Source organism: Streptomyces sp. NPDC031474, assembly GCF_055581185.1.
In genome coordinates, this window is sequence record NZ_JBVIJX010000041.1 from 1 (window position 1) to 13,968 (window position 13,968).

Consider the following 13,968-nt stretch of genomic DNA (forward strand, 5'->3'; position numbering starts at 1 on the left):
AACGGGACTATCCAGGACGGCTCCGACGCCGTGATCACACCAGCCACAGCAAGATCATCTCATCTGTGACCGGCAGTTACGGGACAACCCTTAGGGGGCGCAGAGCCACGCCCGGTTCAGTAGCCGCGGCCGGTCACAGCGATCGTCACCGTCGCATCGTCCGCCGGCGGCACGATCTGATCCGTCTCCAGGCAGACACACACGGTGGAGCAGTCGAGTTCGGGCCACGTCGGCGGAGCACCATCGCGTCCCCACACGCTCGTGCTCGTCTCGCACCCGCCGCCGCACTCGACGGTGGCGCGGCCGGTCTGTCCGTCGAGGACGAGCGTGCCGCCGGCCGGAACGAACGCGACCTCGAAGGCGGCGAGCGGCTCGCATCGGTTCGCGTCGGCGATCTCCTCGCACGTCAGACCCGCATCCTCGTCTGTGCGCTCGAAGAACGAGATCGTGAGCCGCCGCAGATCCTCACTTCCCGCGAACACGGTGATCATCGGCACGTCGGACGACCACGCCGGGCGGTCGGTCAGGTCAAGGTCGTAACACTCCCGGTTCGTCGCCATGGCCTGGCAGAAGCAGCTGTCGGGCGAGGCCGGCTGCGGGGGCATTGGCGGCGAGCACGCCGGATCAGCGCATGCCGCCTGCGGGTCGACGCACTCTGCGAGGCGGCACTCGCCGCCGCACTGCGAAACCGGCGCTCCTGCCGAGTGAAGGCACCACTCGACGCAGTCCGTGCCGTCGTCGGCTGGCGGGCTGACGCTGAGCAGCGGCGTCTCGTCGGTCCACGCCCACGGGGTCGCCGCGGTCAGCACGAACTCCACGGTGATGATGTCGGCGCCGGAGGCGCATTGCCCGGCCGCGCACGAGCCGTCGCCGTTGCGGGCGGTCACGGTCGGCCCCTGCACCAGCGCGACGCGCCGGTAGGTGCGCCGGTGCCGGGCGAGGAACTCCGCGGGCTCCTGGTCCTCGCCGGGGCAGCAGTTGAACATCTCCACGCAGTCACCGCCGCACGCCGACCCCGTGCAGCCCTGCAACGCCTCGGCAAGCCAGTGCAGTCCGTATTCGACGGCGCAGCACGTCGCGCCGAGGAGGATGCCGGTGACGGTGATGGTGCGAGGCAGGACGCGCGCCGGGCCGAGCGCGCCGCCGCCGATCACCGCGTTCGTCACGGTGCGGCGGACGGGATAGTCATCGATGCCTTCGAACGACAGCGGCAGGAACCCGGCGAACTGCGCCGACTCAGGAACGTCCGGGTCGTACCACGGCGCCGGCGAGTCCGGATCGTCGGGCGTGGTGTAACGGGCGTCATCGAACGTCTCGTTCGTGAGGCTGTCGCAGGCGCAGATCGCCGACCCGGAGTCCAGCGGCGACCCCACGGTTTCGAGGTATGCCCGCAGGCGGGCAGTGTTGACGATCTCGATTCCGCCTACCGAGAGGAAGTCGGAGAGCACGCGCGAACCCCCATGACGGAGTGCGCCCGGCCCACAACCAGCGGCGCCGTTCAGCTTACGGTCGCGATCAGCCCATGCTGTACGCCATGGCCATGCGATGCATGATGCGCTTCGCGGTCATCTCCCCGTCGCCGACCTCGGTGACGTGGAAGACGGGTGCGATCGTCACGCCGCCGCCGCTGCTGTCGCTCGTCGTGCCGTCGCCGATGACGCCCATCAGCCCAGACTGCTCGACGAGCTGCCGCGCGCGCCTCGGCCGCGTCAGCGGGATGACGACCTCCGGTCCTGCCTCGCCGATAAGGGCATGGACGGGACCAGTGACGATGCCGCCGTTGGCGAAGGGGAGCAGACTGCGGACGCTGCTTGGCAGCCCGCTCTTGATCGAGGAGACGATCCGGCTGCCGATGTTCCCGAGGGAGCCGACGATCCGGCCCGGCAGGCTGGAGAACAGGCCGGCGATTCCGGAGATCAGGCTGGACACTGCGCCGCGGGCCGCGCCGGCCGCCGAGTTGAACGCGCCGGCGAGCCGGGAGCTGAGACCCCCAAGTGCAGACACGATGCGTCCCGGCAGGCTGGTGAAGAAGCCGACGACTGATGAGCCGAAGGAGCGGGCTGCGCCGAGCGCGCTGGATCCGGCGGACCGGAACGCTGACGACAGCAGTCCGGTCAGGGAGGAGACGGCGGAGGAGATGCGGCCCGGGAGGCTCGCGAAGAACGAGGTGACCGTATTGACCAGCAGGGTGACGGTCGATACGACGGCGTTCTTGAGCTGTATGAAGCCGCTCGTCACATCCTGCACGAATGCTGTCACCCGGACCAGGACCGCGTTGACGGCCGTGATGATCCCCGTGATCACAGAGATCAGCTGCTGAATGATCGGCACCACGATCTGGATCGCCGTCCACTTGATGATCTCTGCTGCGAACTGGATGATCGGCGCGAGCACCTGCACCAGCGTGGTCAGCAGCGGTGCCAGCGCGACCACCAGCGACGCCACGGCCGGGATGATCGGCGTCAGCGCGGTCAGGATCGCGGTGAACGCGTCGACGAGCGGCGGAAGTGCGGGAAGCAGCGCTGCGATGATCGCCTGCACAAGCGGAATCAAAGCTGCCGTTATGGCGGTCAGAGCAGGCGTCAAAGTGGCCAGAATCGGGACCAGCGCCTCACCTATTTGCGCGATGAGCGGTGCAAAGGCTACGGCTGTCTGAGCGACCAGATTGGCCAGGACAGACAACAGCGGCGACACCGCTGTCAGCGCTGCGCCCAAGGTAGTACCCAAGGTGACCGCCAGCGGAGTCAAGGCTGACGACAGTGTGTTTACGGCGGCGACGAGCGGCGGCAGGATCGGAGTCAATGCACCTGCAAACGCTTCGATGACGGGCTGCAAAGCTGTCGCCAGGGTCGACAGGATCGGCGCGAGCGCGCTGCCAAGCGCGCCGACGAGCTGCCCCACCACCGGCAGCAATGGCGTGATGGCGGTCAGGATCTGCCCGAATGCGCTGCCAACGGCCCCGAGAGCGCCGCTGTCGCCGATCGCGCCGATGGCCTCCGCGAGACCGCCCACCACTGCCTGCACCCCTGGGACGATTCCTTGCAGCGCTGGACCGATCGCGTTGACCAAGTTCAGGATGGTCGGGCCGATCGTCTGGAACAGCGGCGACAGGGCCGGTGCGATCGCCCCGAGCTGCTGTACCAGCGCCCCGAGGATCGGTGCGAGGTTCGCCGCGATCACAGAGATCGTCCTGAAGACGTTCCCGATCGCTTCCTGACCCTGCGCCGACTGGACGAACGCCTTGAACCCGCCAGTGATCTGGCCCAGGTTGTTGAGCAGGCCGCCGCCCGCCGCGTTGGCCGCCTTGAACACCCCGCCGATGACCGCGCCCACGTTCGATGCGATCGTCCCGAGCTGCTTGAAGACGGTGAGCGCGCCTTCGACCAGTGAGGTGGCGCGGCCGGACGCGGCCAGCGTTGACAGGAAAGTCCCGAGTTGCGCGCCGGTCTGGCCGATAGCTGTGCTGAGGCGGGCCCCGAACGCCTTGGACACGGCCGCGGCGACGTCGGTGAAACCCTTGAGCACCGGCTGCACGGCGGGGGCCAACCCGTCGACGGCCCGCTTGGTCCCGCCCACGATGGCGTTGAGCCCGTTGATCGCGTCCTTCGACGCGACGAACTTCAGCGCTTCGCTCGTCGCCCGGCCGAAAGACCCGGCGATCCGGGACAGGCCGTTGCCCAAGGGTGCGAGGTTGGTGACCGCGCCCTTGATCTGGTCGCCGAACTGCCTGAAAAAATTCTGCTGTATGCCCTGCTGGACAGCCCTCAGCCGGGGCGCCAGGTCGCCGATCGACTTGACCGCCGCCTGCGCGGCAGGCGACAGGTTTTTCAGCGCCTTCTCAAGCGCCTTCGCGTCGCCTTTCGCCAGGGCCGCGAACGCGTCGCTCACACCGGCCGTGGCGAGCTTCAGCGCACCCATGGCGATCTGCGCGCCCGCAGCCACGGCCGGTATTGCCGCAACGGCACCGGCGGCCGGTGCGAGTGCGGCACTCAGCGCGACCACACCCTTCGCGGCACCGGCCGCGGCCACACCGATCGCACCGAAGCGCAGCGTCGACGACAGGATGCCGCCGGTACGCCCCGCGATACCGGCGAGCCCGGCCAGCGCGCGGCCGAAGCGGTCCCGGTCGACATCCACCTCGGCCCGGACATGGACGGTCGGCGTGTTGTGCGCCCGGATGCGGGCGTCGAGCTCGTCGAGGTCGGGAACGACCCGGATGGAGACTTCTTCGTTGGTGAGCGCGGCGCGCAGCCGCGCCATGAACTGATCCAGATCCGGGGCGACCGGGATGTTCAGCGAGTTGATACCGCGCAGACCGGCGAGGAGCTGCGCGTCGAACCTCCGCAGGTCCGCGTCTACCCGGACAGTGACCGCGGCCGCGTCCAGGCCGCGCCGGATGTTGCGGCGGATCTGGTCGCCGGCGTTGCGCGTCGCGCGATCCAGGGCCCGCTGGATGCGTATGCCGAGGTCGCGGGCGTCCGCGACGATCCCCCGGTCGTCCAGGGTGATCGTGATCCGCGCGGACCCATAGTCCTCGTCCTCGCCGGCCATCGGGCAACCCCGCTTTCGCGTGTGGTTGCCCGGCCCAGAACCAGCGGCTACGGCAGCACCTACGGGCCTGCCGTGATCTCTAGATTATCCGTCTACCTGCGGCCCTGGGCTCGTGCGTCGTCGGCCGCCGCCTGCGACATCAACGCCCGCGCCTGACTCGCGTCCATGCGTGCCGCGGTACGGGGACGCGCCCCTCCGGCCGGCTGCTTGCGCATCCCCTTCGGCGGGGCGTACAGCTGGGCCCTGTCCCGGGCACGCGTGGCGTCGTCCTCCGCCGCCGCGTCCATGGCCACCTCGGCGGCGTTCAGGAGGCGTCTCAGCGGCCACGTGTGGGGGTCGACGCCTTGGAGGGCGAGACTCCCGTCCCACGCCTCCCAGCCTGCTGCGATCGAGTCGCAGAGCCGGAAGACGGCATAGTAGGGCGGTCGCCACCCCCGAACAGCTCGACGACCCACTCCAGGAGTTCGACGACGACGCGGGTGGGAAGGCGCAGCTCGTCGACCACGCGTGCACCTTCATGCTGGGCCGCGAACTCCTCGGCCTGGTCGAAGTCCTGGAAGGACTCCAGCGTCTCGCCGTCCTTGACGACGTTCAGCCGCAGGAAGAGGGCCGCCGACTCTTCGAGCATCTGCCGGGCAAGGAAGACCCTCAGAGCCCGCGTCGTCCTGCGGACGTCTGCCGGGTCGGCTTCGGCGAGGTTGTCGAGGTCGACGCCCTTCGCCTTCTGCGCCTCCAGCAGCTCGGTGTAGCTGTCGAGGAACGCGTCTCCGTAGATCTCAGCCTGGAAACTGAGTGCGGTATCGCCGATCTCGGCGACGTGCGGTTCGGTGTTCAGCGCGAACTTGCGAGTGGCCACGGATCTGCCCTTGTCTCCCGCTCCTCGCCCGGCCCTCAACCAGTCGGCGCCGTTCGAAGAGTAGCCCGCGCACGCGGAACGGCCCCGCTCCCCATGGAACGGGTGAAACGGCGGAGGTTCACCCGACCCGGGGTCAGCGGCCCAGGCGCAGCGCCCGCGCCATGAAGTTGTTGGGCCGTGTGCCGGGGTGTCGTACGAGGCGGGTGAAGACCACCTGGCCGTCGACTTCGAACCGGAGTACGCCGTTCTTGCGCCTCGGGCGAATCAGGTGAGGCCTCGTACCGTCCAAGACCAGCCTGACCTTGGGGTGGTCGCACACGATGACGCCTTCCAGGCCGCGGGGCCCCTCCACGACCTTCCAGCTCACATACCGGCCCATGCTGCCGGGCGCCTCCTGCTCGGCGATCCGGGCGACGCGCTCGGTGCGCTGACTGATCCGCCGGTGAGCGATGCTGCCCCGGGCGCGCAGGAGTCGGGCGATCCGGCCGGGTTCGATCCGCACCTCAACACTCACAGTCGACCTCCGGGCACTTGCAGCCGGGCAGCGCGATCGTGACGCGCTGCTCGACGCCGACGCATCCGCCTTGCGGGCCGAGGGTCTGCTGGCGGCCGACGATGTACGGCCGGCCGCGCCGCCGTCCTGGTCGTCCGGTGGCGGCGAGGCAGCAGGTGAGCGCGTTGAAGACGCCGACGGCATCGATGTGGGTGATGCGGGCCGCCGCTTCGAGGTCCTCGCAGGACGGCGGGCAGCCGTCTTCGGTCGGGCCGGGCGCGCACCGCAGCACCGTGACGACGAGCTCGACGGCCGTGGACAGCGGCGGCGTGCAGCCGCGCACGTTCTGCGCCGTCTGGTCCTCGGCGGGGAAGTTCGTCGACGCGTACATGCGGCTCAGGTTCACCGTGAGCTGGCCGCCGACGTCGCCGGTGCACGGGTTCTCGCATTCGTCCCAGGCGGGCAGGCCGGGGACGAGGCAGCGCCGACAGGTCGGGCAGCCCGGGTAGTCCTCGACCTGCTGAGCGAGTTCGTCGAGGGTGGCGCACACGCAGGCCAGGAGGTCCGAGGCGGCCTCGTGGATGGCGAGCGGCAGGAGCGGCACAGCGGTCCCTTCTACGGCCAGGTCTGCATGCGTGGGCGTTTGAGGTCGGGGCTGTAGACCCGGCTCGGTGACGCCTGCCGGTAGGGGTTGACGGCGTTCAGCCACAGGTCGACGGCCGGGAGGCCGGTCCGCATCTCCGAGTAGATGAGCGTCGGGTCCGCGAACTCGAGGTCGACGCCCTGCCGGGACAGCCGGCTCAGGTTGCGGTTCGTCGACACCTTGCAGCCGCAGCCGTCGGCGCAGTCCTTGACGAGGTGGCAGACGAGCGCGCTGTACGCGTCGATCGCCGCCTCGTCGAGGGGCAGGCCGATCCGGTACGTGACGCAGAAGGTGTCGGGGGTGCCGCATGGTGCGGCCATGTCCTGGCAGTCAGGCCAGCAGCCGCCGTCTGTGCGGACCAGGAGCCCGGCGGCGTCGACGCGGTAGGCGTCCGGCGGGAGGGTCTCGCCGTCGACCTCGACGGCCAGGACGTCGTGCACCGGCCCTTCGAGCCGCACCTCGCACAGCTCGCCGCACGAGCAGTCGGACTGGCAGCCGCACACGCTGGCGTTGCGCCAGGCCCCGTCCCGGCCCAGATAGGGGATCCACGGGCCGGCCGTCTGCCAGCGCACGGTCAGCCCGCCGGAGTCGAGGCAGGACTTCCGGCACGGCCGCACCGTGTACGGGCACGACGGGCCCAGTCGGCGGCCGGACAGCGCCCACAGGATGAACGTCGCCGCCGCACGCTTCCGGTCGATGACCTCCTGGTCGACGCCGTCCGGCAGCTTGCAGCAGCCGGGTTCGAACGGCCACGGCTCACACGGGCCTATCCGCAGTGGCATCAGCGTCTCCTCCGCCCCTCGTACGGGCACGGCTCCGGGAACGCGCCGCGGATGTGCCGGCCGACCGCGCCGTTGTGGAAGGAGTCGGGCATCGTCGAAAGGAACGGCGAGGCGGCGTCGAACTGGGGGCCACGCCGGGCGATCTTGACGTCCCGCATCTGGATGCCGGTGACTCCGTTGACGGCCCCGTACACGGTGCGCTTGTGGACGTCGTGGCCCTCACCGATCTTCAGGGCGTGCAGCATGCCGTCCTTGTGGACGGGCAGTGGCACGTGCAGCTCGAACGACGTCGGGTTCTCATGTCCGAGGCCGACGAGGAAGGCGTGCGTTTCCCGCATCGCCGCCACGTAGGCGCTGGAGCGGGTCGCGTACTGGGCGAACACCTCCCTCACAGGGCCGCGGTGGAACACGGGGAACGGTGTCGGCTGCGGGGCCATGACGAAGAAGTCGTCGTTGGCCCACAGGAACGGGTCGGATACCTCCGGGTGTTCGCACGCGGCGCGCATCGCGGTCGTGGTGTTGACGTATGCCGGAGTGGTGCGTTGGTCGGTGGGGATGTGGCCGACGCCGACCGCCCACCACGGCCGGTAGCCGACCACCCACACCCGCCGGTGCGGGAGGTTGGCCGCCCACGAGCGCAGCGCATACCGCAGCTGCTCGTTGTGGGACCCCTCCCGCACCGGAACCACCAGGTCGGGCAACTCCATTACGAGGCGAGAGACATGGAGTCGCAGGTCACCGGCGTGTAGTCACAGGCCGGCTCCGGCGGGGCGATCGTCGTGAGGAACGTGCGGCGGTGGCACGACGAGCTGAGCGGCGCGAGCATCGGCCCCGGCGTGGCGGCCGCGTCGATCGGCTGCACGTCGTACGGGCCGACACCCCACGATCCGCCGGCGCGGGTGGAGCCGGTGATCTGGAGCGTGACCGCCTCGGATCCGATCTCCAGGTCGCCGATGATGCCGTTGGTGACCCACGGCATCAGCCAGTACAGCCACTGGCCTTGGGCGCCGTCGGCGCATTCCTCGCCGAGGACTTCCGCCCACAGCTCCAGTGCGAAGCCGGTGTTGCACTCGATGGAGCAGGTGTCGAAGCCGATCGGGGTGCCGTCGTAGCCGAGGTACACCGGGTTGCCGGTGAGGATCTCGATCATCTCCGGGGACACGGAGAATACGTTGAGCTCCAGGTCCAGCCCGTTGAACGTCGGGCAGCCGCGCTTGGTCCCGCAGACCTTGCCGTTCGCGGCCTTGTAGGTGATGTCGTCGCCATCGTCCGAGTTGACGTTCATGGCGAGGCTGCTGAAGCACTCGAAAACGAACCCGTTGTCGTCGCCGCAGACAGGGTTGCCGCACTGGTCGACGCGCGTTATGCGCATCACGTCCGCGTTCGCGATGAGGGGACAGGACATGCCCAAGGACTCCTGACATCTCGCAGAAGTCCGGCCCACAACCAGCGACGACCATCAGTCTAGCGATCGGGCTACAAGCAAAGGACGCATCGCCAGGCGGAGAGGCGCATGCACGGTGACCCCGGCCGCCGGGGTGCCGGGGCGCTGGCCGCGCCCATCAGTCACCTGCCAGGGTCTGCACGGCTTCCACCCACTGCTTGAGCTCCGCGTTCATCTGGTCGGCGAGGAACGCACTCCGGGACAGGGCCGCTCGCCTCGCCTCGGCACGGCGGCCGCCGTCGGCGTACAGGGCCATGACGGCTTCCGTCCACGCCCGGTGGTCGTCCCGGTCCACGAACGTCGCGCCGTCCCCCAGGGCCTCACGCAGCCCGGCGGTGGGGTGCGCGATGACCGGGATGCCGCTCGCGAGAGCCTCGACAGCCGCCATGCCGTACGACTCGTACACGCTGGGCACGAGCAGCACCCGCGTTCGCGCCCACACCTCGCGGCGCATGTCCGAGGTCTGCGGCATCACGTGCATGTTCGGCAGGGCCGGTGCCGTGACCTGCTGGCCGTGTGCGCCGCGCACGCCGAGGAACGGCAGCTTCGGCAGCGCATGAGCGACAGCCCGCCACGTGTAGACACCCTTATCGGAGTTGAGGTTGACGAGCGTCACCTGGTCCCCTGCCGCTTCCGCACGGTGCTCCTCGGGAACGACGGGCGGGCGCACGACGAGGGACGGCGTCCAGTCGACCTCCAGGTAGCGGGCTGCGAGCGACGCTCGCACCCACTCCGTGTTGTAGACGATCATGTCGGGCCTGGCCTGCATCGAGCGGGCCGAGAAGTCGTGGTCGGAGTGCATGAGGAGCACCGACCGCGCCCCGATCTCCCGCGCCAGGCCGGTGGCTCGCGCCGCGTAGTTGTGGTGGGTCACCATCACCTGCGGCCGCATCGACCGGAACAGCAGCTCGGCCGCGTGCGGCCCAAGGTGCATGTAGGGGACGCCGTCCACCTCCCACGACGGCGATGCCTCCGGCATCGACGAGCACACGACGAGCACGCCCATGCCCGCATTGCGGAGGGCGCGCATCATCGTCTGGAGCATCGTCTCCGAGCCCGCGCGCCGGTACGGCACCCCGTAGTGGATCCACGCCACCACCTTGGTCCGCTCCCCCGTGAGCGGGTCACCCGGCACCGTGACGCGGGCCTCCGCCCGCCGGTGGACAGGCAGCCGCCGGATGCACGCCTCCTCGAACTCGCCGAAGTCGGCATCGGCGTGGGGCAGCACGAGCCACGGAACGCGCCGCAGGTTGGGCACGAGGCGCTCAGCCTGCCTGTCGCCGGCGACCGTCACGAGGACATCGGGCCGGGACGTCTGCTTGGCCCGCCACCAGTAGCCGAGCGGCCACACCCGCACGCCGTCCACCTCGCGCGGCCCCTCACGGCCGCGCAGGGTGGTGACGACGTGTACCTCATGCCCGGCCGCCGCCATAGCGCGCAGGTATGCGGGGGGCTCGGGCGTCGGCAGGAGGACAAGAACCCGCATTCAGAAGACCTCGTTTCAGAACCGCACTCGGACCCAGGAGGCGCGCGTGTAGCCGTCGCCGTTGGTGGTGACCTGCGCCGATACCCCGGCGACTGTGGTGTTGCCACGCGCGGCAGAAACCATCGACAAGACGTCCCCGGCGGTGAGGAACACCAGGAAGTTGACGCCGCCCGTCTGGTTGCTTCCCTGGGCGGACAGGGGGTCAGCGATGACCTGATTGGCCAGATGCTCGCTGCCTGCAATGGGCGTGCCGTTTCGGGCAACTGCGCCGACGACCCACACGTTGCTGCCTGGCGGGCAGGAGATCGCGGCCCGGGTGTCAGCCGTGACGAGGTACAGGCCGCTCTCTGTGATCGTGTGGTCGGACGCCGCGCTTGACGTGGGGGTGAGCGGCGTCCACGCGCTCGAACTCGGGAGGGTCACTGTGCCCGCGAAGACGTACTGCCCGGCGACGGGCGGCAGGTGGACGCTGGCAGCGGTTCCAGTCACTGCTCACTCTCCTTATCAGGCAACCCGCTGGTACCGCAGCGTCGTACGCCCGTTGCCATCAGAGACCACCGATGCGCCGTCGGTGATGCCGGTCTGAGTTATCCGGGCGGCTTCCAGCCGGATCGTGCGGGCGCCCGGGACCGTGTATCGAACCTGAATCGGGGCTGTCTCGTTCCATGCGAGGAGCGTTGGCGAAGTGCCAGCCCCGACGTTGATCTGAAGCGCGAGCACCTCACTGTTGGGGACGACGGCCCCGGCGGTCACGTCGAACAGGCGGGCAACGATGAACGCGCCCTCGCCGGTCGTCATGGTGCCCAGGAATGTTCGAACGGTGGCGTCGAGGTGGTAGGTGCCGGCGCTCGGCAGAGACAGCGCCAGGGCGGTAGCGACGAACGTCCCCGACGCGACCGTGTTGAGGTCGACGTTCGCGGCAAGGACGGCGGAGCCCTCCGCATCGATTCGGATACTGCTTGAGGTGCCCATCAGTCCGTGTCCGTGTAGATCTGCTCGGTCCAGTGGACGAGGTAATCGGCGCCCGCGGTCGTGCCAACGAAAAGGAGGCTGCCGTCCAGGGCGAGGTCATAGGAGTCGCCGTCCACGGCCCAGGTGAGGGTGACCCCGGCCGGCACGGTGACGTCGTCGGTGAACGTGGTCGGGCCGCTGGTGCTTGTCGCCCCGGAGCCCACCGCGCGCACGCGGACCGCGCCGGCGAGGACAGTGAGGGTGATGGACTGGACGTCGCTGCCGAAGTCCTCCAGGTTCGGCACGCTGGCGGTGCCGGTGTACCGGGCAACCCGGGGTCGTACCCGTTGAGTCGGGGTGACCTGGGCGCCTGGGGTGACCTGGACGGTGCACTCCACGATCTGGGCCGGGTCGGGAGCCGCGACGGTGGCCCCGGCGTCGTTGACCCACCGCGTCGTGGACTGCCCGGCGCAGTCCACTTCCGTGATCCGCCGGTAGAACACATCGGGGACCACTGTGTCGACCGGGGTGAAGGTGATGGTCTCCCCTGTGTCGATGTCCACAGCCGTCAGGACGCCGTACTTCGTACCCGTGGGCGGCAGCGCACGGGAGCGCAGGAAGTAGGCGCACGTGTCGCTTGCCGCGACGGTCCAGCCGCCGGCGAACGGATCCCGGGAGTTGAGGGTCGCCGCGAGATCGGACAGGAAGGGGACGGCACAGGAGTCCCAGCCGTCGGTGAACGGGTCCGCGATGATGTTTCGGCCGTTGATGATCCACGAGGTGACGCGGACGTTCGGCCGGTCACAGATACCGGCCGCCGCGCCGTTGATGGCGGAGACGCCGCACGGCGTGGTCGCCGAGTTGTCGTAGGAGACGTATCGGTAACCCGGCGTTTTCCAGCACTCGTTGGCGAGGGTGGTCGGGCAGTCCAGGGACAGCGCCGCTCCAGTTCCCGACACGCCTACACCTCCTGAATTCCGTACCCGACATCGCGCCGGGCCGCTGCTGCTGTCATGTCGGGGTGTCTCCCATCGGTGCGCCCAAAGGGGCTTTGATCTGCGTGCGCCCGTCGGGGCTGCTGCGGACGGTGACAGCGCCCGCCCCGGCCGGGGGCGCGGCACGGGGTAAGGGGGCCCGACCAGCCGTATGCGCCGGCCATCAGTCGGAGACCTTTTGCCACAAGATCCCCTGCTGCGGGATGCCGCCGGTCAGGTAGTGCTGGATGTTCGCGTTGGCCAGCGTCCCCCCGTCGCCAGTGGCCCGCAGCGCCCGGATCTCGAACGTCGTCGGAGCGGTGACGGTGACGAACCCCTCGCACACCGCGTTCCCCCCAATGCTCTTGAGGCCGGTAGCCGTGTTCACCGTCCCGGGCTCGTCGTGGAGGAGAACCCAGCGCGGGCTACCGGGGACGAACGCATTCGTTGCGGTGTTGGCCCACAGAGCCGAGATGGAGGCGACGTGCCTGCCGTTGAAGTTCCAGGTCGCGAGGCCGAACAGGTGGGCGGTGAGCCGGTATACGCCCGCCTCGGGGAGCAGCACCTGACTGTTCGGCAAGGTGACCTGCACGCCCTGAGCCGACGTACGCAGGTCCGCCATACCGGCGATACGGGAACCGAACACCGGCGTGAGCCGCGCCCCGACCGTCCAGTTCTCCGGGCACGCCCCGGCGGCCGGGGGCGTCACGTCCACGTCTACCGAGCGCTCCGTCGACACCGCGCCGCCGGGGGCGATGCCCGTCACCTCTGTACGCGGCACGAGGAGGCCGCTCGCAGTCTCCGTCAGGGCGTTGCACGGAGCCGAATCCAGCTTGGGGTCGATGCGGTACGTACGACCGCAGGCTCCCGCCATCAGTCGCTCACCTTCTTGAAGCGGAAGTTCAGTGCCCAGACGGCTTGTCCGCTGGTGGTTCCACTGTCGACGTGCTTCAGGCCCTCGACTCGAATCGTTGTCGGCCCCGCCACCTGGTAGAGCGCCGCTGCCGAGGCGTTGCCGTGGAGGGTGTGTATGACGCCGACGGCGGGCGTAGCGGCGAAGAGCGTGATGGTCCGCGTAGTGAGCGGTACCGCAGCGTTGGCGGTGACGTCGAAGAGCCGGGCTTGGAGCCACGCGTTGGAGACACTCCCCGTCATGATCACGCCGCCTTGCACATCGGCGACCACTTCATAGAGACCTGCCTCCGGCAGCGTCAGCTGTGCCCCGGTGACGGTGGTCCAGGTGTCGAAGGGGGCGGCACCGAGGCCGACAGATCCCGACGTCTGCCCGCTGACCGGCGTGAGCCGCGCCCCGATCATCCACGTCTCCGGGCACGCGTCCGCCGGCGGCGCGGTCACGTCCACGTCGACTGAGCGCTCGGTGCTGACCGCGCCGCCTGGAGCGATGCCCTGGAGTGTGGTGCGCGGCACCAGCAGCCCGGACGCCGTCTGTTCGAGGGCGTTGCACGCGGCCGGGTCCAGGCGTGGCAGGACGCGGACGCTACCGCAGCAGTTACCGGCCATCAGTCACCGTCCGGGGCGGCCGGGAGCGGGCTGGCGGTGGGGTCGGGCAGGCTCGCCAGGTAGGCGGCCTCGTCGACCTCCTCGTAGCCCAGCTCGGCATACGGGGAGGCGTCCCGCAGGTTGTAGACGACCTGGACGCCTTCGCCCTGGCGGGTGAAGTAGCGCGGGTTCGGGACCGGGGCCTCGTCGGTGGGTGGAGTGGCCATGGTCAACTCCTCTGCGTGCGGCGGACTATCCGGGAGGTCGTGCGGTGTGGTCGGCACTAGC

Annotated in this window: 16 protein-coding genes; all 16 read right to left on the reverse strand. The window is 69.6% G+C overall.

Going from position 1 to position 13,968, the window contains the following annotated elements:
* Positions 1–116: 116 nt before the first annotated feature.
* On the reverse strand, positions 117–1,448 hold the full coding sequence (locus ACZ5SK_RS45810; RefSeq protein WP_361703548.1) for a hypothetical protein: 1,332 nt from the start codon (positions 1,446–1,448) through the stop codon (positions 117–119).
* Between the two features lie 67 nt (positions 1,449–1,515).
* Positions 1,516–4,551, reverse strand: a complete 3,036-nt coding sequence (locus ACZ5SK_RS45815; protein ID WP_334580222.1) for a hypothetical protein — start codon at positions 4,549–4,551, stop codon at positions 1,516–1,518.
* Between the two features lie 92 nt (positions 4,552–4,643).
* The gene (locus tag ACZ5SK_RS45820) at positions 4,644–4,838 is read right to left on the reverse strand and encodes a hypothetical protein (protein WP_334580221.1); all 195 of its coding nucleotides are present in this window, start codon (positions 4,836–4,838) and stop codon (positions 4,644–4,646) included.
* Positions 4,839–4,867: 29 nt separating this feature from the next.
* The gene (locus tag ACZ5SK_RS45825; RefSeq protein ID WP_334580220.1) at positions 4,868–5,407 is read right to left on the reverse strand and encodes a hypothetical protein; all 540 of its coding nucleotides are present in this window, start codon (positions 5,405–5,407) and stop codon (positions 4,868–4,870) included.
* 133 nt (positions 5,408–5,540) lie between these two features.
* On the reverse strand, positions 5,541–5,921 hold the full coding sequence (locus ACZ5SK_RS45830; RefSeq protein ID WP_334580218.1) for a hypothetical protein: 381 nt from the start codon (positions 5,919–5,921) through the stop codon (positions 5,541–5,543).
* A complete protein-coding gene (locus tag ACZ5SK_RS45835; protein WP_334580217.1) occupies positions 5,911–6,504 on the reverse strand; it encodes a hypothetical protein in 594 nt (197 codons plus the stop codon). The genes ACZ5SK_RS45830 and ACZ5SK_RS45835 overlap by 11 nt, the downstream gene beginning before the upstream one ends.
* Positions 6,505–6,515: 11 nt before the next feature.
* Positions 6,516–7,325, reverse strand: a complete 810-nt coding sequence (locus tag ACZ5SK_RS45840) for a hypothetical protein (protein WP_334580216.1) — start codon at positions 7,323–7,325, stop codon at positions 6,516–6,518.
* A complete protein-coding gene (locus ACZ5SK_RS45845; protein WP_334580215.1) occupies positions 7,325–8,032 on the reverse strand; it encodes a hypothetical protein in 708 nt (235 codons plus the stop codon). The genes ACZ5SK_RS45840 and ACZ5SK_RS45845 overlap by 1 nt, the downstream gene beginning before the upstream one ends.
* On the reverse strand, positions 8,032–8,730 hold the full coding sequence (locus ACZ5SK_RS45850; protein ID WP_334580214.1) for a hypothetical protein: 699 nt from the start codon (positions 8,728–8,730) through the stop codon (positions 8,032–8,034). The genes ACZ5SK_RS45845 and ACZ5SK_RS45850 overlap by 1 nt, the downstream gene beginning before the upstream one ends.
* A 157-nt stretch (positions 8,731–8,887) precedes the next feature.
* Positions 8,888–10,255: a glycosyltransferase family 4 protein gene (locus ACZ5SK_RS45855; protein WP_334580213.1), complete on the reverse strand. Its 1,368-nt coding sequence runs from the start codon at positions 10,253–10,255 to the stop codon at positions 8,888–8,890.
* Positions 10,256–10,270: 15 nt separating this feature from the next.
* Positions 10,271–10,744 (reverse strand): hypothetical protein, encoded by a 474-nt coding sequence (locus ACZ5SK_RS45860; RefSeq protein WP_361703557.1) that lies wholly within the window; start codon positions 10,742–10,744, stop codon positions 10,271–10,273.
* A gap of 15 nt (positions 10,745–10,759) precedes the next feature.
* On the reverse strand, positions 10,760–11,227 hold the full coding sequence (locus tag ACZ5SK_RS45865) for a hypothetical protein (RefSeq protein ID WP_334580211.1): 468 nt from the start codon (positions 11,225–11,227) through the stop codon (positions 10,760–10,762).
* Positions 11,227–12,165 (reverse strand): hypothetical protein, encoded by a 939-nt coding sequence (locus tag ACZ5SK_RS45870; RefSeq protein WP_334580210.1) that lies wholly within the window; start codon positions 12,163–12,165, stop codon positions 11,227–11,229. The genes ACZ5SK_RS45865 and ACZ5SK_RS45870 overlap by 1 nt, the downstream gene beginning before the upstream one ends.
* Positions 12,166–12,364: 199 nt before the next feature.
* A complete protein-coding gene (locus ACZ5SK_RS45875) occupies positions 12,365–13,054 on the reverse strand; it encodes a hypothetical protein (protein WP_334580209.1) in 690 nt (229 codons plus the stop codon).
* Positions 13,054–13,701, reverse strand: coding sequence for a hypothetical protein (locus ACZ5SK_RS45880; RefSeq protein WP_334580208.1), 648 nt, complete (start codon positions 13,699–13,701; stop codon positions 13,054–13,056). The genes ACZ5SK_RS45875 and ACZ5SK_RS45880 overlap by 1 nt, the downstream gene beginning before the upstream one ends.
* The gene (locus ACZ5SK_RS45885; protein WP_334580207.1) at positions 13,701–13,907 is read right to left on the reverse strand and encodes a hypothetical protein; all 207 of its coding nucleotides are present in this window, start codon (positions 13,905–13,907) and stop codon (positions 13,701–13,703) included. Before ACZ5SK_RS45885 ends, ACZ5SK_RS45880 begins: the two co-directional genes overlap by 1 nt.
* Positions 13,908–13,968 lie beyond the last annotated feature (61 nt).